The organism is Pedobacter sp. MR2016-19 (genome assembly GCF_014947265.1).
Classification (GTDB): Bacteria; Bacteroidota; Bacteroidia; order Sphingobacteriales; family Sphingobacteriaceae; genus Pedobacter.
Window position 1 is genome coordinate 133,634 of sequence record NZ_JADCNK010000003.1, and the last position, 18,203, is coordinate 151,836.

Below are 18,203 nucleotides of genomic sequence, written 5' to 3' on the forward strand. Positions count from 1 at the left end.
TTATTGAATTTGTGCTGGTCAGGTTCTGTGACCGATCGTTGGTCAGGATCTATGATCTTGACCTTTGACCTCCGGATTTGTAATCCGGTGTATAGGTTCAAGGCATTGCTGCAAGAATTTGAAATCCTGTTTAGCTTAAAGATTCTTCACTGCGTTCAGAATGACAGATCAGTAGAGGATTGCAAATCCAGATTAACTCATCCGCCAATTTATTTAATGTTTTTCGCCTTTAATCACCTTAAATAAATGCAAAACCTGTGGGAATAGGGCATCCATACTTTCTTCTACACCACTTTTTGAGCCTGGGAAGGTAAGTACCAATGTTTCTCCTATAAAGCCTGCCACACCACGCGAAAGCATGGCATAAGGCATGCGCTCCTGTCCGTAACGACGAGCTGTTTCCATGATCCCTTGGATATTCCTATCGATTAAAGGTGCAATGGCTTCCGGAGTTACATCACGTGGCGAAAGTCCGGTACCTCCGGTAAAAATGATCAGATGATAGCCACTTTTACTTAATTTACTGGCTTTATCGCGGATAATATTGATTTCATCGGGAATGATTTCATATTTCTCCGTATTGATATCCCATTGAGTGAGTCTCGAAATAATTGCTTTGCCAGAGCTATCCTGCGCTTTATTTTCGAAAACAGAATCCGAACAAACTACAACAGCAGCTTTTAGTTCAGGGAATCTGGCATTTTTAAGGTCAGATTTCCCTCCCGATTTTTTTAATAACCTGATGTTTTCTATTTCAACCCCTTTGTCAATTGGTTTTAACATATCGTACATGGTTAAAGCCGTAACCGATGCGCCATGCATGGCTTCAACTTCTACACCTGTTTTGTAAATGGTATGTACTTCAACATTAATGATGATAGTTAAACCCACAATTTCGTAAGTAATGGCCGTATATTCAATCGGAAGCGGGTGGCAATCCGGAATTACATCACTCGTTTTCTTTACGCCGAATAAGCCGGCTGCACGGGCGAATTCAAATACATCGCCTTTGGGGATTTTGCGCTGTTCAATGGCATCAATGGTTTCCTGCTTCGATACTTTTACCGTAGCGGTCGCAATAGCAATCCTTAAAGTGTTGGACTTTTTTGTGATGTTTACCATGTTAAATATTTTCTTTCCACTGATGGGTTTCGTCTTCGAATATTTCTTTTCCCCAGATCGGTAATTCTGCTTTTAACCGGTCTACAACTTCGCTACAGGCGGCCATTGCCGGTTTACGGTGCGCAGACGAGGTAAAAACAAAAAGGCAGATTTCGCCTGTTTTAACTCTGCCTAAGCTGTGGTAAATATGCATGCAATGGAGTGGGTATTTTTCGAAAATTTCTTCTCTGATCTGATGCATTTTTTCCAGGACTAGGTCCTCGTATGCGGTATATGCTATCGCGGCAACACATTTGCCATTAATTTCATCTTTTCTCACCTGGCCCATAAAAATACTATGGCCACCAATAGCTATTTTGCTGTTGTGCCTGGCAATGCTATCTGCTATAAAAGCGGGTGCTATCGGGCCATTAACAAATATGTTCTTCATTATTTTTTCGCTCATGTCAGGGTTTGAGAAAATGATCTCTCCATTTTACAATACCACCTTTTAAACTGTAAATCTTTTTGGTATGACCATATTTTTCCTGCATGGCCTCTGCTGCGGCTACACTTCTAATTCCATGCTGGCAGATTAAAATCACATGTTTTTGGTAAAACTCTTTACTCATAAAAGCGCCAAACTCCGACATTGGTACTTGTGTAAAAATCTGTTTGTCCAATATCGGTACTTCGTGTCTTTCGCGTACATCAATTAAAATTGTCGAGTCTAACTGCTGAAGTTTCACCAGTTCGCTGGCATCAATTTCTATATATCCCTGTGGTCCTTCGCTGGTATCCTGATAATCCATATTTAAAAATTCATCAACAGTTTTGGGAAGGATATAATCGCCTCCGTGGCTAATGTTGATGGTATATTGTTCTTGTGTAAGTAAGTTGTAACTTAAAATTTTATTGGTTAATGGCTGTCCGATTTTCGCAATCAATTTAATGGTTTCTGCGGCTGCCATAGTACCCAATATGCCGGGTAATACACCTAAAACCCCATTTTCAGCACAATTGGTTACTTCTCCTTTATCGGGTGGAATAGGGAAAAGATCACGGTAATTGGTACTGGCTGCTAAATGATCGGGCGTGTTAAATATGGCCAGTTGACCTTCAAAGCCGGAAACTGCCGCAAATATAAGTGGTTTGTTCAATAGCGCACAGGCATCATTAATCAGGTATCTGGATTCAAAATTGTCTGTACCATCCAATATGTAATCGTATCTGGATAGAATATCAAGGATATTATTTTTCTGTAAACGGATGGGGTGACGGATGATCCCGATCTGAGTATTCATTTCCTGCAGGCGTTTTGCCGCAACCTCTACTTTCAGCTTTCCAATATCAGCCGTAGTGAAAAGAATCTGTCTATGTAAATTAGATAATGAAATGGTATCATCATCAACAATTCCAATGTGGCCAATGCCGGCAGCAGCCAGGTATTGCAACGCAGGACAGCCCAAGCCACCTACGCCAATAACAAGGATTTTAGCCCTTAAAAGCTTTTGTTGTGCTTCCTCCCCAAATCCTTTAAGGATAATCTGTCTGTTGTATCGCTCTGCACTCATATTGCTTAACCACCAGAAAAAGGCGGCATTATGGCTATTGTAGCCTGGTTTGTAATTTGGGTATTCTGTTGAACAATATTTTTGTTTAGTGCAAGTTTGTATTTTGTGCCTTTCAAGGCCGGAAATCGATCTTCGAGGTATTGTTTCAAGGTATCGGTATCAGCAATGCCATCAATTTCAATTTTTTGATGATTGATGAATTCGGTAATTTGTCCAAAACTGATGATTTCAATTTCCATGCTGCTAATTTACCTGTAAGATGCTGATTTTACTTAATCCTTTTACAAATCTTCTTCCTGTTGCGAAATCACTGGGTGTAATAACGGCTATATCTCCTTTTTTAGCCTTTGCAGGATTAGCTTCATAACCTGTTAAAACCATCAGTTGATTTCCTGTAGGTGAATTAAAAATTTCGTTCCAGGAGTAGACCACTTTATAGTTATCAGTTGCGGTAAAAACGAGATAATATTCGCTCAATGTTTTTGGTGAAGCAGCATCTATTTCTACTTTGGCCAAAATATCTTTCAAAAGTACACCTTTAATGTTTTTTATACTACTTTTTCGCTGCATCAAGTGGTTAAAAATCGTCATACTATCCAGATTAACGGATTTATAAGTACTTAAATTGTCTAAAGTAACTGTTAATTGAGCTTTAATCTTTCCTTCGATTGTAAATTGCTTGCTCTCTTGTGCATTTACAGCAAAACTTAAAAATAATAAGCCGATGATCAGGAATTTCATATTATGCATGTGTAAAGAGTAATTTATAGGCGGCCAGTGCCAATACACAGGCCAGCACGTTTTTTAAAACAGTTTGCGGGAATTTTAGCGCACCAAAATAAGCCCCACAAAGGCCACCAACGAAAGCCACGCCAACATAAGTGAGCATGTGGCTATTAAATTCGAAGCCTTTAATGAGTTGACCACCTAAGCCAGCAACTGAATTAACAAAGATGAATGCTGCGCTAATGGCTGCGGTCTGTTTTTGATCTGTCCATTTTAAAAGCAATAGGATAGGAGAAAGGATAATCCCTCCGCCGATACCGATCATTCCCGAAAGTAAGCCAATAATACCACCAATGGCAAGCGATAGTGGAATATTTGATGATTTGAAATCTTTTGAATCGGTATTTTTAAAGAAGAAAAAACGGATGACCGGGATGAGTAAAAGCAGTCCTAAAATCCTTTTATAAATGGAACTTTCGATCATCATCATACCACCCGCAAAAGAGAGTGGGATAGAAGCAAGTGCAAAAGGCCAAAAGGTTTTCCACTTAAAATGACCTCCACGGTAAAACTGGATAAATGAAGTGGAAGAAACAAACAGATTTAATAATAATGCTGTTGGCTTCATAATGGCTGGCGAAATGGCAAAAATAGCCATCAGAGCAAGGTAGCCGCTTGCCCCGCCATGCCCAACCGAAGCATATAAAAAAGCAACAATAAAAAGTAAACAGTAAAAGAGGATGAAGCTTTCTTGCATGGTTTAGTTTGGTAAAATCATTACGGTTAGGATGTCACCTTGTTTAAAATGTTCTTTTGTTTCATCCAGGCAGATCAGGCAATTGGCCTGTGCAAAGGAGCTTAACCGGTAAGATTCCTGTGCGCGGAGTGGAGTAACTTTTCCATTTTCATATTTGCCTTTCAGGAAATGTGTAAGCTCTGCAGCTTTGGAATACGCATGGGTGAGTTTTGCCTGGACCTCAATTACACTATTATTTTTATGAGATAATGCTTTAATAGCTGGCAGCACATAATTATAGTAACAACTCAATACAGAGGAAGGGTTACCTGGAAGCCCGAATATTAATTTTTGATCTTTTGTGCCAAAAAATAAAGGTTTACCCGGTTTCTGTTTCACCTTATGGAAAACCTGTCTGATGCCACAATGTAAGGCTGCTTCAATTACGAAATCATAATCACCTACACTTACACCTCCCGTTAGCAGGACAACATCACTGTTTTCTACTGCATTTTGTAATACGTTTTTAAGGATTTCCAGATCATCATCTGCTTCGTAAACAACAATCTGTTCAATGCCTTCATGTTTTAAAGCAGCAGATAGAGAATAGGAATTCGATTCATATACCTGTCCAAATTCGAGGGCTTTTCCCGGTTGCTGTAATTCTTTCCCCGTTACAATAACCGAAATCTTTGGCATGGGGTAAACACTAACTTCGTTAACACCAATCCCGGCCAGAAAGCCAATAGCAGCAGGACTAAGCAGATTTCCACGTTCCATCGCCAATGCGCCAGCCGTAATTTCTGAACCTTTATCCCGTACGTTTAAGCCAATTTTTAAATTGGGATCTTGCAAAGTGATTTTCCCATCTGTACGTGTGATTTTTTCCTGCATCACCACAGTATCGGCACCTTTAGGTAGCGGAGCTCCTGTAAATATTCTACTGGTTTCGCCGTTTTGGATGGCAATCTTATTTGCCGTTCCAGCCGCCATTTCGCCGATTAAGGCGAGCTCTTGTTCGTGATCTGCAAACTTGATCGCATAACCATCCATGGATGACTGGCTAAATGCAGGAATATCGTATTTCGCATAAATATCGACTGCAAGAATGTGTCCTGATGCCTTAGCCAAATCAATTGAAATGGGGTTTAATGCTGTGATGTGTTGAGAAATGAGATCTTTTGCTTCTTTAACGCTGATCATGAAAATTTTATCCTCCAATGGTAATCATACTTCTGTTTTGAATCGTCGTGGCATCAATTTTTTCAAAATCGCTTACCAATTGCCCACCCAACGCTTTCTTTTTGCTCCATATCGCCGATTGAATTAGTGGAAGCACGTTTTCATTTTTCCGCAATGCGGTAAGCAGATCGGTTTCACTATCCGAAAAAAGGCAGTTTTTGAGTTTGCCATCTGCAGTTAAACGCATGCGGTTACAGGTATCGCAAAAAGGACTGGTCATGGTGCTGATAATGGCAAAGGAACCTTCGTGACCAGGGATCATAAAACTTTTAGCCGTATCGTGTGGTTCTCCTTTAACAGGTAATATTGTGAAATCTTTTTCGACCACCGATAGGATTTCATCTAAAGAAAACATCTTATTGCTCGTCCATCTGTTACCACTGAAAGGCATGAATTCAATAAACCTGATCTGAATGGGATTGTGTATGGTCCAACTGATGAAATCGCAGATCTCATCGTCGTTAAGCCCCTTCATCACCACCATATTTAATTTCACTTTTATTTTATGCTGCAAAAGCAATTCGATATTACTTCGTACCTGATGGAAAACATCCCTTCGGGTAATCATAAAGAATTTCTCAGGTTGCAAGGTATCCAGACTGATGTTAATGGTTTTAATACCTGCCTCTTGTAATACAGGCAACATTTCTGCAATGCGGGTACCATTTGTAGTAATAAAGAGCTCAACCGGAAGTTTACCCAATGCAGCAATAATTTGTGCTGCATCTTTTCTCACCAAAGGCTCTCCACCGGTAAGCCTGATTTTTTTTACGCCATTGGCCACAAAAACTTCTGCAAGCTTAATAATTTCGTCTGTTTGCATAAGCCGGGAGGCAGGAGTAAAGTCGTATTCTTCTTCTGGCATGCAATAAAAGCAGCGAAAGTTGCAGTTATCGGTAAGCGATATCCGCAGGTAATCGTGTATTCTTCCAAAAGAATCTGCTATCATTGCTGGTAATTAAATTGTTATAATCTGTTTCTGTGTCAATTCCTCCGCGTTCGAAAACTACTGTTTCTATATCCTGTGGATACTTTTCCTTTTGATATGCCTTTATGATACCGGTAATTTCTTTCAATAGGGATTAATGCAATAGAGGATGCAATTTAATGATAATCTATTTAAAAATGGCCACACGAAAGTGGTAAGATATGCTTTAATGCAGCAGTTCCTATTATTTGTACAGTCAAATGTTGCCACTGACTGATAAAGTTATTATCTCTGGGAACGAGATTAAGTATCAGATAATAATATCTGACACCACAAGAATATGGTATCCATAATAATTACAGGAAATTTCAATGTTAGGCTTAAAAAGGCTCTGAATGAAAGATTTCCAGGTTAATGCAACGTAAACCAATACTGTTAAAGAGTTCGGTAATTTCTTTCGTCCAATCTCTTGGCGAATCTACCCTGAGGATTTTATCAGAATCCCATAAATCAATGTTCCATTTAATTTCTTTGAACTGGCTGTTCAGCAATGGGCTGATTACGTTTAACTCGTTATCCGAGGATACATTTGTTTTGAAAACGGCTATCATATAGAAAATTTTTTAGGTTTGTTGGAACTGTAGACGTACAACTTTAGAAATTACTTTAAGTAGGAGTGATTTTTTATTTTTTTTATTTAGCTCAATTAACTAAACAAGCATTTCTAAAAACATTAAATAATTTGTAAGGATCTTTCCCTTCGTACGACTAACAGTTTAAACATTATATTTATATAAGATATTACCAAACATGCAAAACGAAACGGACAAAGGCCTTACAGCCAAAAGTCTTCACTCAGATCCGATTAGCTGGGTGGAAAAATATGCCGATTATCTCTATGGTTTTGCGATGTCGAGATTAAGAGATGAGGATGTGGCCAAAGATTTGGTTCAGGATACCTTTTTGGCAGGATTGCAAAGACTAGATGGTTTTGAGGGGAATAGTAAAGAGAAAACCTGGTTAACGGCCATTCTTAAAAACAAGATAGCCGATTTTTATAGAAAACGTTCTGCTAACAGTTTTAATGTAACGGTCTCGGGAGACGAATTGCAGGGTTTTTTTGATGCGAAATCAGGGCATTGGACAGAAAAAGATTATCCAAGGGCATTTGGTTTGGATGCAGACAATCCTTTGATGATGAAAGAAATAGGCAGTATATTAAATGAATGTTTAGCTAAACTCCCCGGATTATGGTTTTCAGTATTCTCGATGAAACATATGGATGATCTGGCTTCAGAACTGATCTGTACCGAACTTAAACTTACCGCGGCTAATTTCTGGGTAATTATGCACCGCACAAAACTTAACCTGAGGGCCTGCCTTCAAAAAAACTGGAACTGATATGACGAGCGCGCTAAAAAATATAATCTATAATTGTAAACAGGCTACTTTTTTGATCGAAAAAAGAATCGCCGGAAAAATTACGGCTGCCGAAAAACTACAATTGCATGTACATTTGAAAGGTTGTTCGGTATGCAAAATTTATCAGCAGCAGAGTATATTGATTAATAAGGTGTTTGTAGGCTTTGAAAACAGCGATTTTAAACTTGATGAAACCTTTAAAAAAACATTAAAAGATAAGATTGAAAAAGAAATCAATAAAAATTAATTTTCGCTGTAAGGTTAATGCTGCTGGTTCGACTAAGAGAAAAAAAACATAAAAACAAAATGAAAAGAATTATCTTATTTACAGCGTTAGCTGTTGCATTATCGCTGCAAACAAAAGCACAAAAGGGTTTAAAAGAAGGTGATAAAGCACCTATGTTCAGTGGAGTGGATCAGAACGGCAAAACTGTGAGTTTGAAAAGTGCACTTAAAGCACACCGTTCTGTGGTATTATTTTTTTATCGTGGCCAATGGTGCCCTTATTGTAACAAACACATTAAAGAACTTCAAGATTCTCTGAGCTTGTTAAGTGGGAAAGATGCTTATGTAATCGGAGTTACACCTGAAACGAAAGAAAACATTGATAAAACCATCAAAAAAACCAGCGCAGGCTTTTCTATTCTCCAGGATAAAGATGATGCGATTATGAAAGCCTATAACGTTAACTTCGTGATGGACGATGCTACCTTTACGAAATACAAGGGCTATGGGATAAATTTAGAGGATAATAACGGTAATACACGTCATACTTTACCCGTTCCTGCAACCTATATTATCGATCGTTCTGGTAAAATTAAATATGTTCATTTCGATCCCAACTATCAAAAAAGAGCCTCGGTAAAACTTTTACTTTCGAAACTTTAGGTAGCGTATAGTAATTTTATATAGTTACTAGGAAGCATTTTAAACAAAATTTAAATGATTGATGGGCTACATCCATTTTAGTCTGGAAATGAAAGGGTCGTAATTCGTGGTGGGCTGCAGCCCCAAAAATGAAATGCTGTTTTAGCCATTTAGCCCCGGGTGAAGTGTTACCCTGCAGGCTGAGGTACGAGGCCGAAGCGTAAAAGCGTAACGCGGGACATAAGTTGGTTTGATGCAGAGGCCCTGCGCTCCATAAAGAAAAGCTGCTTTATAAAGAAAATTAGCCGGATGAATAATAGGAATAATTTTTTTATTTATTTGGAAATGGAAGGGTAGTTATTCTTGGCGGACAGCAGTCCTGCTTTTGGTACAAGGCCCGATGCTAATTTAGTGCCGATTTATCGGTGAAGAATCGGGCGCTTTCCCCGTCAATCAGGTTTATGGTGAACGTTTTGTACCTCGCAATCTCAAAACTTAAATGTTGTTTAACCATTTTGACCCGGGTGAAGTGTTACCCCAATGTCATTAAGTTAAGTCATACGACACAAGCGAAAATAATTTAACCACAGATAGAAAGGATACACACAAATATGAAAATCCGTGTTTATCTGTGTGCATCTGTGGTTAAAAGCTCTTAACTTAATGGACATTGAGTGTTATCCTGCAGGCTGGAGCGTAAAAGGATAAAGCGTAACACGGTAACCAATCTGCTTAACTGTACAGATATTGCGCTCCAAAAAATGGCTATTGGTTTGTTTAATTAGTTGAACGACATGGTTATAATGAATGTATAATAATCTCATCAAGTTACCTCCGTTCCCCAATCTGCTGCCGCCACATGGAATAATACAGGCCTTTCTTTTCGAGAAGTTCTAAGTGGCTGCCCGTTTCAGATACCTTTCCTTTTTCCAGCACGTAGATTTTATCGGCATGCATAATGGTCGATAGTCTGTGGGCAATGAGGATGGTCATTTGTTCTCTTCTATCAGAGATTTCTCGAATGGTTGCCGATATTTCTTCTTCGGTAAGCGAATCTAGTGCTGAGGTGGCCTCATCAAAGATCAACAACCTTGGTTTTCTCAATAAGGCCCTTGCGATAGAGATCCGCTGTTTTTCGCCCCCAGATAACTTCATCCCATTTTCACCCAATACGGTATCAATTCCCTGTGCAGCTTTAGCAATAAGTGCTGTAGCTGAGGCTTTTCGTAATGCTTCCACAATCTCTTCTTCGCTGGCTGTAGGATTAACAAAACGCATGTTTTCCCTAATTGAACCTGCATAAAGCTGGGTATCCTGTGTAACGAAACCGATCTGTCTCCTTAATGGATTGTAACGTATGCGTTTGGAACTGGTTTCGTTGAAGAGTATTTCACCATCAACTGGAAGGTAGAGTCCAACTAATAATTTAACAAGGGTAGATTTACCAGAACCCGAAGGACCTACAAATGCCACAGTCTCACCATTTTGGATTTCGAAGGAAATATCATCAATAGCATTGTAACCAGCAGTTTTATGTCTGAAAACTACATTTTTGAATTCGAGCCTGTTAAGTGCATCAAGCTCAACGGCATTATCCGGACGGGTTTCTATCGGTTTTTGCATCAGGTTGTCGAATGTTTTAAGCGAGGCATCTGCTTCCCGGTACAGAATGATCATGTTGCCCAGATCCTGAAGCGGCGTAAAGATTGCTGTGGAGATAAATTGCATTGCAATCAGTTCTCCTGTACTCAATATTTTTCTGAAAATCAGCCATAACAGGATAAAAAGCACCGATTGCTTTAGCAAGTTGAGCAGATTGCCCTGTAAAAAAGAGAGCGTGCTCACTTTCCGGGCTTTTAGCATTTCGAGATCAAAAATTTTCAGGGTCTGTACATTCAGTCTTCTGATCTCGGCAAAGGTTAAGCCCAAACTTTTTACCAATTCAATGTTGCGCAGGCTTTCGGTAATTACGCCGGCCTGTTTATCAGCCTGTCGGTTAATAGACCTTTGGATCGCTTTTATTTTTTTAGAGAGCAGACCGGTTAGAGAGCCCAATACCAATACCCCAATAAAAAATACAGGTACCAAAAGCCAGTTCTTGTTCAGGCTGTACCACAATAAGAAACCAATTCCCACCAGCGATGAAAAAAGGATATTGATAAATGCATTGATAAAACGTTCTGCATCTGTTTTTACTTTTTGAAGCACTGACAAGGTTGTTCCGCTGCGGCTTTCTTCAAATTCCTGAAACGAAAGGCGCAGCGTTTGTTTGAGGCCATCATTAAAAATATTCATTCCAAAACGAGCCACAGCCTTCCTGGTCGTAAATTCCTGTATGGAGCGGCAAAGCCTGGCCACCAGTGCAATGGCTAGCGCAATGAGCAGCCAGTAGAAAACTTCACTAATAAGCTGGTGTTCGCTTAAATGATGTTTGTTGGTAGAATAATCGTCTATAATCTTTCCAAAGATAATGGGATCGAGCAGGCTTAAAAGCTGTGCTGCAGCGGCCAGTAACAGCGATAGTATAATGAGATTCCGGTGAGGCCTCAGGTATTTTAAAAGTATTTTCATCTTTAGCAGGAATACAGATAGGGTTAGGCAATTAATAAACGCTAATGGCTTGCAATAGTTTCAATAAGATCGGCTTTAGGATGCTGTTTTCTCTCAGGAATAAATTAAATTTGTAAGAATACCCAACAGATGCTTTTCCATTTTAAAGATAAATTCCCTCAGTTAAACCCTTATTGGGATAAATATCTGGAATTTCAGGAGCGTATGGAGGTTCCGGCGAAAACCATTTTATTGGAAGAGGGTAAAATATCCCATCATTATTTTTATGTAGAAAAAGGTTGTGTACGTGCCGCGTTAAATAAACAGGGAGATGATAAAACTGTTCAGTTTTTCTTTGAAAAAGAAGGTTTAACTTCCTTGGAAAGTTTTCTGAAAAATACACCCAGTCTGTTCACCATCGAAACGATCGAGCCTTCGGTTATTTATTTGCTGCATAAAACAAAAATAAAAGCTTTAATGACTGAACTGCATGAAGTGCCAGGATTTGCGGATATTATCTTAAATATTCTGGCTGGGAGGCAGATGCATTATATGAATGAATTTGTATCCTTCATCAGAGATACGCCAGAAGAACGTTATCAAAAGCTCTTACAGGAAAGGCCTCATATTGTACAGCGTGTTCCTCAACACTATATTGCCTCTTATCTGGGGGTAACACGTGTACACTTAAGCCGTATAAAAAGCGCGCTGCTTAAAAAAGGCAATCGGTAACATATGTTATCGTTCGGCACTGCAGCAGAATCTAACTTTGTATCAACAAAATACAAAAAAGATGAAAGCAGCAGTAATGTATAAAAAAGGGGAATTACCCCAATATGTAGATTTTGAAGAACCAGTAGCCCAAAACGATCAGGAAATATTGGTGCGTGTAAAGGCCGTTGCCATTAAACATTTCGATAGAGGCAAAGCAGCTGGCACGCATTATTCCAGCGATGCAATAAAAGCAACAGGCCGTGTAATCGGTGGAGATGGCGTATGCCTGCTCGAAGATGGAACACGGGTTTATGGGATGGGCGTAAGTGGAATGCTGGCAGAAAAAGCAACTATAGAAAAGCGCAGGATGGTAAAATTGCCTGAAGGCTTAAGTGATGCAACAGCCGCTGCATTGGCCAATGCCGTTATTGGCTCGGCCATGGCCTTAAGGTTTAAAGCGGCTATCCAGCCTGGAGATGTGGTGTTGATTAATGGTGCAACTGGTTTTACTGGAATGGTAGCCGTGCAGATTGCGAAACATTATGGCGCTGCAAAAGTAATTGCAACAGGCAGGAATGTACAATCGCTTCAAAATTTATTAAAACTTGGTGCAGACGAAATCATTGCGATTACCCCCGATAATTCAGCATTTTTATCGCAGGTGAAACAGCGTCATCAAGAAAAACCAATAGACGTGATTATTGATTACCTCTGGGGCTGTACCGCTGAACTGTTGTTATCCAGTTTAATGGGGCAGGGGGCATTTACCAATAAGGTGAGGTTTGTTTCTGTAGGCAGTATGGCCGGCGATCTGATCCAGCTGTCGGCTGCTAACTTAAGAAGTGTAGATCTGCAGCTCACAGGCTCCGGCCTGGGTAGCTGGAGGAAAGAACAGGTTGGACTGTTATTTACTGAAATATTGCCTCAAATGTTTCAGCTAGCAGCAGATGGTAAATTGAAGGTAGAAACTATCGAGGTTAAGCTAGCAGATATTTCTGGTCTTTGGAACCTTGAGGTTGCGGACGGTAAACGTTTAGTGGTAATGATATAGGAACAAAATAGTTATGAACGATCTTGGATTTTTAAGATGATGAAGCCTGGAAGGGTCGTCAGCAATGACGACTTTTCTTTGGATCTCCTATTTCACTGCGCTTCAGGAAATGACAATACTTCCAATATAAGCTTCTCAGCTTACTTCAGTGTAAAATCATCCATTAACTTCATGGTAATCAATGCATCTTCGCCACTACATGGGTTTTGTCCTTTGCCTAAAAAGTAATCGACTACTTTTTCAATCATGGGTTGTTGAACATGCTGTAAAGGCTCAAATACATATTCTTGAGTTGATTGATCAGTAGTAACGGTTATTTTATTCCCAAACATTGGGAAACTGATATTGCCTTTCGAACCATAAATCATGCAAATATCGGCTTGATCTTTTGAAGCAACAGAGAAACACCAGGTACCGCTGAAAACAATACCATTTTCGAAAAGGATATTTCCTGCAACCAAATCATCAACTTCGGTGTTTTTCTGTTGCTTAGTAGCAATACCCATGGCGTTTTTTACAGCGCCGAAATAATAAGTCATGAGATCTAATTGATGCGGAGCCAGGTCATGAAATAAACCACCACCAGAAATAACTGGATTGATCCGCCAATTGTCTGCTGTTTTGGCAATTAGTACAGGGTTAGGCGATTGGAGCATTTTTAACCGGACTAAACGAACATCGCCAATGGTATGTGCAGCCAATAGTTCTTTAACTTTTAAGAACATTGGTTGGGCACGGCGATAATGGGCCACACAAAGTTTAACCTTTAAATTGTTGGCTGCATCAGTCATGCGCTGAGCAGCATTGGCATCTAAAGTCATGGGTTTTTCTACATATACCGGCTTGCCGGCTTTTAAGGCTTCAATGGTATAAGCTTCGTGCTGTAGCGGTGGCGTAGCAATGTAAATGGCATTAACCTCCGGATCGTTGATCAGTTGAGAAGCATTATCATACCATTTAGGAACCTGATGCCGTTTGGCATAATCGGCAGCTTTAGCACCGTCGCGACGCATTACTGCAACAAGTTTGGAGTTGTTTACCTTATTAAAAGCTGGCCCACTTTTTACTTCAGTCACATCGCCACAGCCAATAATGCCCCATCTGATTTCTTGCATTGTATAATCGATTTGAAAAGATGAATTTAGAAAATATTGTCTTGAAAATTGCTCAATTGATAGAAAGCTTTGTAAAAAAGAAAAGGGATTCACTTTGGGAGTGATCCCTAATCAACTAACCAAACAAACTATTCCGGAAACCACGCCGGAATCAATTTATAAACGAAATAACCGGGAGATTGTTTTAATGGATGTGTTTATTTGTTATTTTTTTTAAAAAAAGAAAATAAGACCATTTATCCGAAATTAGTCTCGCTTTTTTTAGCTTTGTATTATGCAAAATCTTTCCAAGAAGCTTCAGATTGATCTTATAGAACTTAAGGCAAAATATGCTTTTATTATGGATGAACTGGAAGTAACATTTGCCGATGCTTACCTTTCTAAATTACAAGCTAAACAACGCCTGGCAGAGCAGATGATGATAGAAATGGAAAGGATCCTGACCGGCGAGTCTGGAGAACATGAAAACTAATTGGTCAAGATTAAGAGATAGTTTTTGATATAACCTTAAGGTAAAGAAGCACTATATTATTAATCTGGAACTGTCATACATGCGTGCCCCAATTTCAATCGTAACTTTGCCCGAATTGAAAAAAATAATGGAAACCATACGATTTAGGCTATCGCTTTTTTAAAGCTGGGGGTATGCTAAAGGTTGGTTTTTTGTCGGCGTCTTTAAAGTCTACTTCCATAAAATAGTGTTTTTGTTTAATGATGTAATTTTCTATAAACCACAGAATATCAGGCAGGTTTTCAGTCATTGGTGATCCGGCTATTTCGTGCCCCATATTTTGTACATACTGAAAATAATACGGATATCCGTTTTTTTTAAAAGTGCGAGCAAGATATTTAGAACCAAAAAATCCTCTGTTCAGTAATCTTACTTTGTTATAGGGTACAAGGTTATCGGCTGTACCATGGAAAAGCATGGTAGGTGCTGGTGGTATAGCATATTTTGGCGCACCATGATAACTTAGTATTGCCCCGGCGAAAGAAATTACACCTTTGTATTGAAAATGCTGTGGTAATTTAGCCGATAATGTGGTGGCATTCCGCTTGTTATAGTCGGCATGTAGCGCGGTAATAGCACCTGCACTTGATCCTGATAAGATGATCATAGCTGTATCGATACCAAGTTCTTTCGCATTTTTGATCAGATAGGCTGTTGCATCGAAAACATCTGTAGTAGCGGTATCAATAGCAGCTTTTAAGTTGGCGGTATTGAAAGGACTAGGGAATTTCTTTCCCTTAAGACCAAGTCGATAGTCAACTGAAACTACCTTATAGTGATGTGCTAATAAAGTGTTAAAATATTGATCAAATAATTTGCTATCTCTGCGGCCCATTACAAAGCCGCCACCAAATATAAAAAGTACTGTTGGCTTAGTTTCTGTTATTTTACCACTGTAGTAAATATCTAACTTTAGAGTGCCTGAATCAGTTTGTGAGAATATTTTAGTGTCTACATGAAACTTTTTATCCTGGAGTACAATCTGCCCTATTGAAGATAGAGAACTAAATAAAAGCGTTAGGAACAGCAGGCTTAGCGGATATATTTTGTTATTGGGCATCATCTATTTTTTAAGAAAGGGGTTAGCTATCAGCAATTTTACCGGCTTTGTTTTAAGCTAATTTATTGCTTTTTTAGCTTAGGTGCAATTAAATACACAAGATTTTGAACCAGAGAATTAACCAGTTATAATTGCAATTGCACTATCTTTTATAGCCAGTTAACCTATATATTAAAATGTTTTTACAAATAACACCGTTTCTAAAAATAGGTGCAATAATTGGTGCTGTACAATTTCTAAATTGGGATTTGATAAAGTTTATACTGTTTTCATCGTAAAGGTTAGAAGGTACAATATAATATGCATTTTCGCCAACAGTTAATTTCTGTTTGGTTTGATTCGACCAATAATACTGGTGAAGATCGAATATTTCTCCTATGCCATAAGTATTCAAACCAGTTTTAGCGCAAGCATAAAAATCTAAATGAGCTGCAGGAAACCACTTTGTAATCACAATGGTATGGACTGTTTTATTCTTTATTGATGATTTATCTAAGCGGTAAATAGAATCAATTATTCTTCCTGTTTCTTTCCAACCGTATAAATCTAAGGTGGGATCGCCTGCGCCCAAATTCATAGAGCCTTTTTGTGGCGAAAATGTGCCCTTGTAAAAGTTAATTGTAATGAGACCTGCACTTACCACGAACAAGAAGAACAGCATACTTGCACCAATAATGGCTTTTACTTTTGATAGGTGAATAGATTCCAGTTTCAATGCAGAAAGAAATATTAAACAGCTATATGCCGGGCCAGACCAATGCGGTAATGTATCTCTAAAAATTGAAAGAAAAATTAGCGTAGCAATAAGAGGAACTGCACAATATAATAATAGTTGTATTTCGCTTTTAAGAAAATGATGTTTGATTTTGATGAAACTAAAAATTGCTATCCAGGCCAGAAAAAAAACAATCGGATTGTTATAGAATATTTGTCCGCTAATTTCTCTTGCGAAGGCTAATGGGTTTATGCCTGCGTGGAACAGGCTAACCCGATTGCTATGGTAGTTATAGGTAATAAAATGATGCTGGATATTCCAGATGATAAAAGGAGATACGATAATCAAACTAATTAACATAGAAACATACATGCCCTTTTGCACCATTAATTTTCTATTGCTAAACAGGGCGAACATGATAACACCCACCCATAAGTAGATGCCATGAATCTTACACATCATACAAAGACCTGCAGCCACACCGAACCAGCACCATAGACATAATGTGGGTAAACCCAGCTGAATAGATCTGGTGATTTTAAGTAACAAAAAGATGCTCCAAAGCCAGAAAATCATTTGAGGGCTATCTGGCAAAATAAATGTTCCGGCAATAATACTGCAATAAAAGGACGAAGAATAAAGTAAAACAGCAAACCAGCCTACGCGGTTATTTAGGAGTAATTTACCTGTTTTGTACACGATAATAGTGCCTAATGTAGATGATATTATTGCGCCAAGCCGAACGGCTAATTCGTTGTGAATATATAAATTTGCTGTTGTTGCTCTGATCAACCACGCTACAAATGGAGGATGATCAAAATAATTCCATTGTAAATTTAAAGCATATGTCCAGTAATATACCTCATCGTTTCCGAGCGCTGTTGTTGAGGCTATGATCAGTTTGACCACAGTCATCGCTATTATATAAAGCCAAAGTTTAACTGGAATTTCTTTCACTTAAATGGGATTAACCTGATTAGTAATTTTAAGCTGTTTATATCTTCTGTTTAGCTTAGCTGATCTGAAAAGTTTAAGATCGTATACCTGATGATAGCTTAAGATTGCACAAGTTATACCGGTTATTGCACCAAAAATTACATCAATCAGAAAATGTTGTGCCAGATATATACGTGAATAGCCAATTAAAAAAGCAAAAAATAAACAATAAGGAGAGATTTTCTTTTTTTTGAAAACTAACACCAATACTGTGGCCAAGGCAAAAGCAGATGCAGTATGGCCAGAGGGAAAAGAATTATGATTATGCATACTTATTCCTTCAACAAAATGAGTATAATGAAATAAAGTCTGCTCAAAATAATATTTAGGCCTTGGCATGTGGAATATCCTTTTTGCGATTTGAATAAGCAGTCCTGAATAAATATAAGCAAGAGCCACGGTCATTGCTTTTTTCTTTTTTCGAATTGCAAGCAGGACGGTTGCGGCCAGAATACTGATTAAACCATCTCCAAGATTAGTGATATACTTAAAAAAAATATCTAGCCATGCTGAATGAAACCAGTTAAAAATGAGGAATCCATCTGTTTTAGAAAAGCTAAAATTAAAAATGAGTGCCAGCAGCAGTATTGATATCGCAGTAAAGAAATAATAATGGAGTTTAGTCAGTCTTTTTATTGTACGCATATCTAATTCTTTAACGCAAAACTATTAGCTATACATCATCTGAAAGTTAAGCAAATATCATGTTTATGTCATGCTGATTGATTAAGAAGTTTTACAGATCAAGGTGTTGATTGAATTAGCATTGATTATCAGCTCATAGTGGGTAATTCTTTTGAAGAAAGCCCTTAATTAACATTTCTTAATAAGTTAATATGAAACTACTGATAAGTTAAAATGCTTTGTGTTGCTTTGCGGCTATAGAACTAAAATT

At 38.5% G+C, this 18,203-nt stretch carries 21 protein-coding genes; 6 read left to right on the top strand and 15 right to left on the bottom strand.

The window, feature by feature from the left end; genetic code table 11:
• Window positions 1-213: 213 nt before the first annotated feature.
• The 9 genes from moaCB to IM793_RS05350 form a co-directional block, all read right to left on the bottom strand.
• On the bottom strand, window positions 214-1,122 hold the full coding sequence (gene moaCB / locus IM793_RS05310; protein WP_193420067.1) for a bifunctional molybdenum cofactor biosynthesis protein MoaC/MoaB: 909 nt from the start codon (window positions 1,120-1,122) through the stop codon (window positions 214-216).
• A gap of 1 nt (window position 1,123) precedes the next feature.
• On the bottom strand, window positions 1,124-1,552 hold the full coding sequence (locus tag IM793_RS05315; RefSeq protein ID WP_227256140.1) for a molybdenum cofactor biosynthesis protein MoaE: 429 nt from the start codon (window positions 1,550-1,552) through the stop codon (window positions 1,124-1,126).
• Window positions 1,553-1,568: 16 nt separating this feature from the next.
• Window positions 1,569-2,675, bottom strand: a complete 1,107-nt coding sequence (locus IM793_RS05320) for a ThiF family adenylyltransferase (RefSeq protein WP_193420069.1) — start codon at window positions 2,673-2,675, stop codon at window positions 1,569-1,571.
• Window positions 2,676-2,680: 5 nt separating this feature from the next.
• Window positions 2,681-2,914: a MoaD/ThiS family protein gene (locus IM793_RS05325; RefSeq protein ID WP_193420070.1), complete on the bottom strand. Its 234-nt coding sequence runs from the start codon at window positions 2,912-2,914 to the stop codon at window positions 2,681-2,683.
• 4 nt (window positions 2,915-2,918) lie between these two features.
• On the bottom strand, window positions 2,919-3,416 hold the full coding sequence (locus tag IM793_RS24960; protein ID WP_255511883.1) for a molybdopterin-binding protein: 498 nt from the start codon (window positions 3,414-3,416) through the stop codon (window positions 2,919-2,921).
• A 1-nt stretch (window position 3,417) separates the two neighbouring features.
• Window positions 3,418-4,158, bottom strand: coding sequence for a sulfite exporter TauE/SafE family protein (locus tag IM793_RS05335; protein ID WP_193420071.1), 741 nt, complete (start codon window positions 4,156-4,158; stop codon window positions 3,418-3,420).
• 3 nt (window positions 4,159-4,161) lie between these two features.
• Window positions 4,162-5,340, bottom strand: a complete 1,179-nt coding sequence (glp, locus tag IM793_RS05340; RefSeq protein ID WP_193420072.1) for a gephyrin-like molybdotransferase Glp — start codon at window positions 5,338-5,340, stop codon at window positions 4,162-4,164.
• Window positions 5,341-5,347: 7 nt separating this feature from the next.
• On the bottom strand, window positions 5,348-6,328 hold the full coding sequence (gene moaA, locus IM793_RS05345) for a GTP 3',8-cyclase MoaA (RefSeq protein WP_193420073.1): 981 nt from the start codon (window positions 6,326-6,328) through the stop codon (window positions 5,348-5,350).
• A 359-nt stretch (window positions 6,329-6,687) separates the two neighbouring features.
• On the bottom strand, window positions 6,688-6,918 hold the full coding sequence (locus tag IM793_RS05350) for a hypothetical protein (RefSeq protein WP_193420074.1): 231 nt from the start codon (window positions 6,916-6,918) through the stop codon (window positions 6,688-6,690).
• 199 nt (window positions 6,919-7,117) lie between these two features.
• On the opposite strand from IM793_RS05350, the gene IM793_RS05355 reads away from it, so the two are divergent.
• Genes IM793_RS05355 through IM793_RS05365 form a run of 3 tightly spaced genes read left to right on the top strand, consistent with a single transcriptional unit; the run spans window position 7,118 to window position 8,617 of the window.
• Window positions 7,118-7,708 carry a sigma-70 family RNA polymerase sigma factor gene (locus IM793_RS05355; RefSeq protein WP_193420075.1) on the top strand — a complete coding sequence of 197 codons (591 nt, stop codon included), beginning with the start codon at window positions 7,118-7,120 and terminating at the stop codon, window positions 7,706-7,708.
• 1 nt (window position 7,709) lies between these two features.
• The gene (locus IM793_RS05360) at window positions 7,710-7,976 is read left to right on the top strand and encodes a zf-HC2 domain-containing protein (protein ID WP_193420076.1); all 267 of its coding nucleotides are present in this window, start codon (window positions 7,710-7,712) and stop codon (window positions 7,974-7,976) included.
• Window positions 7,977-8,035: 59 nt separating this feature from the next.
• Window positions 8,036-8,617: a peroxiredoxin family protein gene (locus IM793_RS05365; RefSeq protein ID WP_193420077.1), complete on the top strand. Its 582-nt coding sequence runs from the start codon at window positions 8,036-8,038 to the stop codon at window positions 8,615-8,617.
• Window positions 8,618-9,273: 656 nt separating this feature from the next.
• On the opposite strand, the gene IM793_RS05370 is transcribed toward IM793_RS05365, so the two are convergent.
• Together IM793_RS05370 and IM793_RS05375 are read right to left on the bottom strand one after the other, a co-directional pair.
• Window positions 9,274-9,420 (bottom strand): hypothetical protein, encoded by a 147-nt coding sequence (locus tag IM793_RS05370; RefSeq protein WP_193420078.1) that lies wholly within the window; start codon window positions 9,418-9,420, stop codon window positions 9,274-9,276.
• A 4-nt stretch (window positions 9,421-9,424) separates the two neighbouring features.
• Window positions 9,425-11,167 carry an ABC transporter ATP-binding protein gene (locus tag IM793_RS05375; RefSeq protein ID WP_193420079.1) on the bottom strand — a complete coding sequence of 581 codons (1,743 nt, stop codon included), beginning with the start codon at window positions 11,165-11,167 and terminating at the stop codon, window positions 9,425-9,427.
• A 129-nt stretch (window positions 11,168-11,296) separates the two neighbouring features.
• Here IM793_RS05375 and IM793_RS05380 point away from each other — a divergent pair, with 129 nt between their 5' ends.
• Together IM793_RS05380 and IM793_RS05385 are read left to right on the top strand one after the other, a co-directional pair.
• Window positions 11,297-11,878, top strand: a complete 582-nt coding sequence (locus IM793_RS05380) for a Crp/Fnr family transcriptional regulator (protein WP_193420080.1) — start codon at window positions 11,297-11,299, stop codon at window positions 11,876-11,878.
• A 61-nt stretch (window positions 11,879-11,939) separates the two neighbouring features.
• Window positions 11,940-12,911, top strand: coding sequence for a zinc-binding alcohol dehydrogenase family protein (locus tag IM793_RS05385; RefSeq protein WP_193420081.1), 972 nt, complete (start codon window positions 11,940-11,942; stop codon window positions 12,909-12,911).
• A gap of 140 nt (window positions 12,912-13,051) precedes the next feature.
• On the opposite strand, the gene IM793_RS05390 is transcribed toward IM793_RS05385, so the two are convergent.
• Window positions 13,052-14,026, bottom strand: a complete 975-nt coding sequence (locus tag IM793_RS05390; protein ID WP_193420082.1) for a Gfo/Idh/MocA family protein — start codon at window positions 14,024-14,026, stop codon at window positions 13,052-13,054.
• 274 nt (window positions 14,027-14,300) lie between these two features.
• Between IM793_RS05390 and IM793_RS05395 the strand changes: the two genes are divergently transcribed.
• Complete coding sequence (locus tag IM793_RS05395) at window positions 14,301-14,498, top strand: hypothetical protein (RefSeq protein ID WP_193420083.1); 198 nt, start codon at window positions 14,301-14,303, stop codon at window positions 14,496-14,498.
• A 148-nt stretch (window positions 14,499-14,646) separates the two neighbouring features.
• On the opposite strand, the gene IM793_RS05400 is transcribed toward IM793_RS05395, so the two are convergent.
• The 3 genes from IM793_RS05400 to IM793_RS05410 form a co-directional block, all read right to left on the bottom strand.
• Entirely contained in the window at window positions 14,647-15,597 is a 951-nt protein-coding gene (locus tag IM793_RS05400; RefSeq protein WP_193420084.1) for an alpha/beta hydrolase, read from the bottom strand.
• A gap of 142 nt (window positions 15,598-15,739) precedes the next feature.
• Complete coding sequence (locus IM793_RS05405; protein ID WP_193420085.1) at window positions 15,740-17,269, bottom strand: glycosyltransferase family 39 protein; 1,530 nt, start codon at window positions 17,267-17,269, stop codon at window positions 15,740-15,742.
• Window positions 17,270-17,953 (bottom strand): phosphatase PAP2 family protein, encoded by a 684-nt coding sequence (locus tag IM793_RS05410; protein WP_193420086.1) that lies wholly within the window; start codon window positions 17,951-17,953, stop codon window positions 17,270-17,272. It lies immediately after the preceding gene.
• Window positions 17,954-18,203: the final 250 nt, after the last annotated feature.

What these genes read in the sequence shown, in the direction of transcription:
- IM793_RS05400 (WP_193420084.1), bottom strand. Translation starts at nt 15,597, where the DNA reads ATGCCCAATAACAAAATATATCCGCTAAGCCTGCTGTTCCTAACGCTT.
- IM793_RS05365 (WP_193420077.1), top strand. Translation starts at nt 8,036, where the DNA reads ATGAAAAGAATTATCTTATTTACAGCGTTAGCTGTTGCATTATCGCTG.
- IM793_RS05320 (WP_193420069.1), bottom strand. Translation starts at nt 2,675, where the DNA reads ATGAGTGCAGAGCGATACAACAGACAGATTATCCTTAAAGGATTTGGG.
- glp (WP_193420072.1), bottom strand. Translation starts at nt 5,340, where the DNA reads ATGATCAGCGTTAAAGAAGCAAAAGATCTCATTTCTCAACACATCACA.
- IM793_RS05410 (WP_193420086.1), bottom strand. Translation starts at nt 17,953, where the DNA reads ATGCGTACAATAAAAAGACTGACTAAACTCCATTATTATTTCTTTACT.
- IM793_RS05380 (WP_193420080.1), top strand. Translation starts at nt 11,297, where the DNA reads ATGCTTTTCCATTTTAAAGATAAATTCCCTCAGTTAAACCCTTATTGG.
- IM793_RS05370 (WP_193420078.1), bottom strand. Translation starts at nt 9,420, where the DNA reads ATGAGATTATTATACATTCATTATAACCATGTCGTTCAACTAATTAAA.
- moaA (WP_193420073.1), bottom strand. Translation starts at nt 6,328, where the DNA reads ATGATAGCAGATTCTTTTGGAAGAATACACGATTACCTGCGGATATCG.
- IM793_RS05375 (WP_193420079.1), bottom strand. Translation starts at nt 11,167, where the DNA reads ATGAAAATACTTTTAAAATACCTGAGGCCTCACCGGAATCTCATTATA.
- IM793_RS05385 (WP_193420081.1), top strand. Translation starts at nt 11,940, where the DNA reads ATGAAAGCAGCAGTAATGTATAAAAAAGGGGAATTACCCCAATATGTA.
- moaCB (WP_193420067.1), bottom strand. Translation starts at nt 1,122, where the DNA reads ATGGTAAACATCACAAAAAAGTCCAACACTTTAAGGATTGCTATTGCG.
- IM793_RS05350 (WP_193420074.1), bottom strand. Translation starts at nt 6,918, where the DNA reads ATGATAGCCGTTTTCAAAACAAATGTATCCTCGGATAACGAGTTAAAC.
- IM793_RS05360 (WP_193420076.1), top strand. Translation starts at nt 7,710, where the DNA reads ATGACGAGCGCGCTAAAAAATATAATCTATAATTGTAAACAGGCTACT.
- IM793_RS05335 (WP_193420071.1), bottom strand. Translation starts at nt 4,158, where the DNA reads ATGCAAGAAAGCTTCATCCTCTTTTACTGTTTACTTTTTATTGTTGCT.
- IM793_RS05325 (WP_193420070.1), bottom strand. Translation starts at nt 2,914, where the DNA reads ATGGAAATTGAAATCATCAGTTTTGGACAAATTACCGAATTCATCAAT.
- IM793_RS05315 (WP_227256140.1), bottom strand. Translation starts at nt 1,552, where the DNA reads ATGAAGAACATATTTGTTAATGGCCCGATAGCACCCGCTTTTATAGCA.
- IM793_RS05395 (WP_193420083.1), top strand. Translation starts at nt 14,301, where the DNA reads ATGCAAAATCTTTCCAAGAAGCTTCAGATTGATCTTATAGAACTTAAG.
- IM793_RS05355 (WP_193420075.1), top strand. Translation starts at nt 7,118, where the DNA reads ATGCAAAACGAAACGGACAAAGGCCTTACAGCCAAAAGTCTTCACTCA.
- IM793_RS05390 (WP_193420082.1), bottom strand. Translation starts at nt 14,026, where the DNA reads ATGCAAGAAATCAGATGGGGCATTATTGGCTGTGGCGATGTGACTGAA.
- IM793_RS24960 (WP_255511883.1), bottom strand. Translation starts at nt 3,416, where the DNA reads ATGAAATTCCTGATCATCGGCTTATTATTTTTAAGTTTTGCTGTAAAT.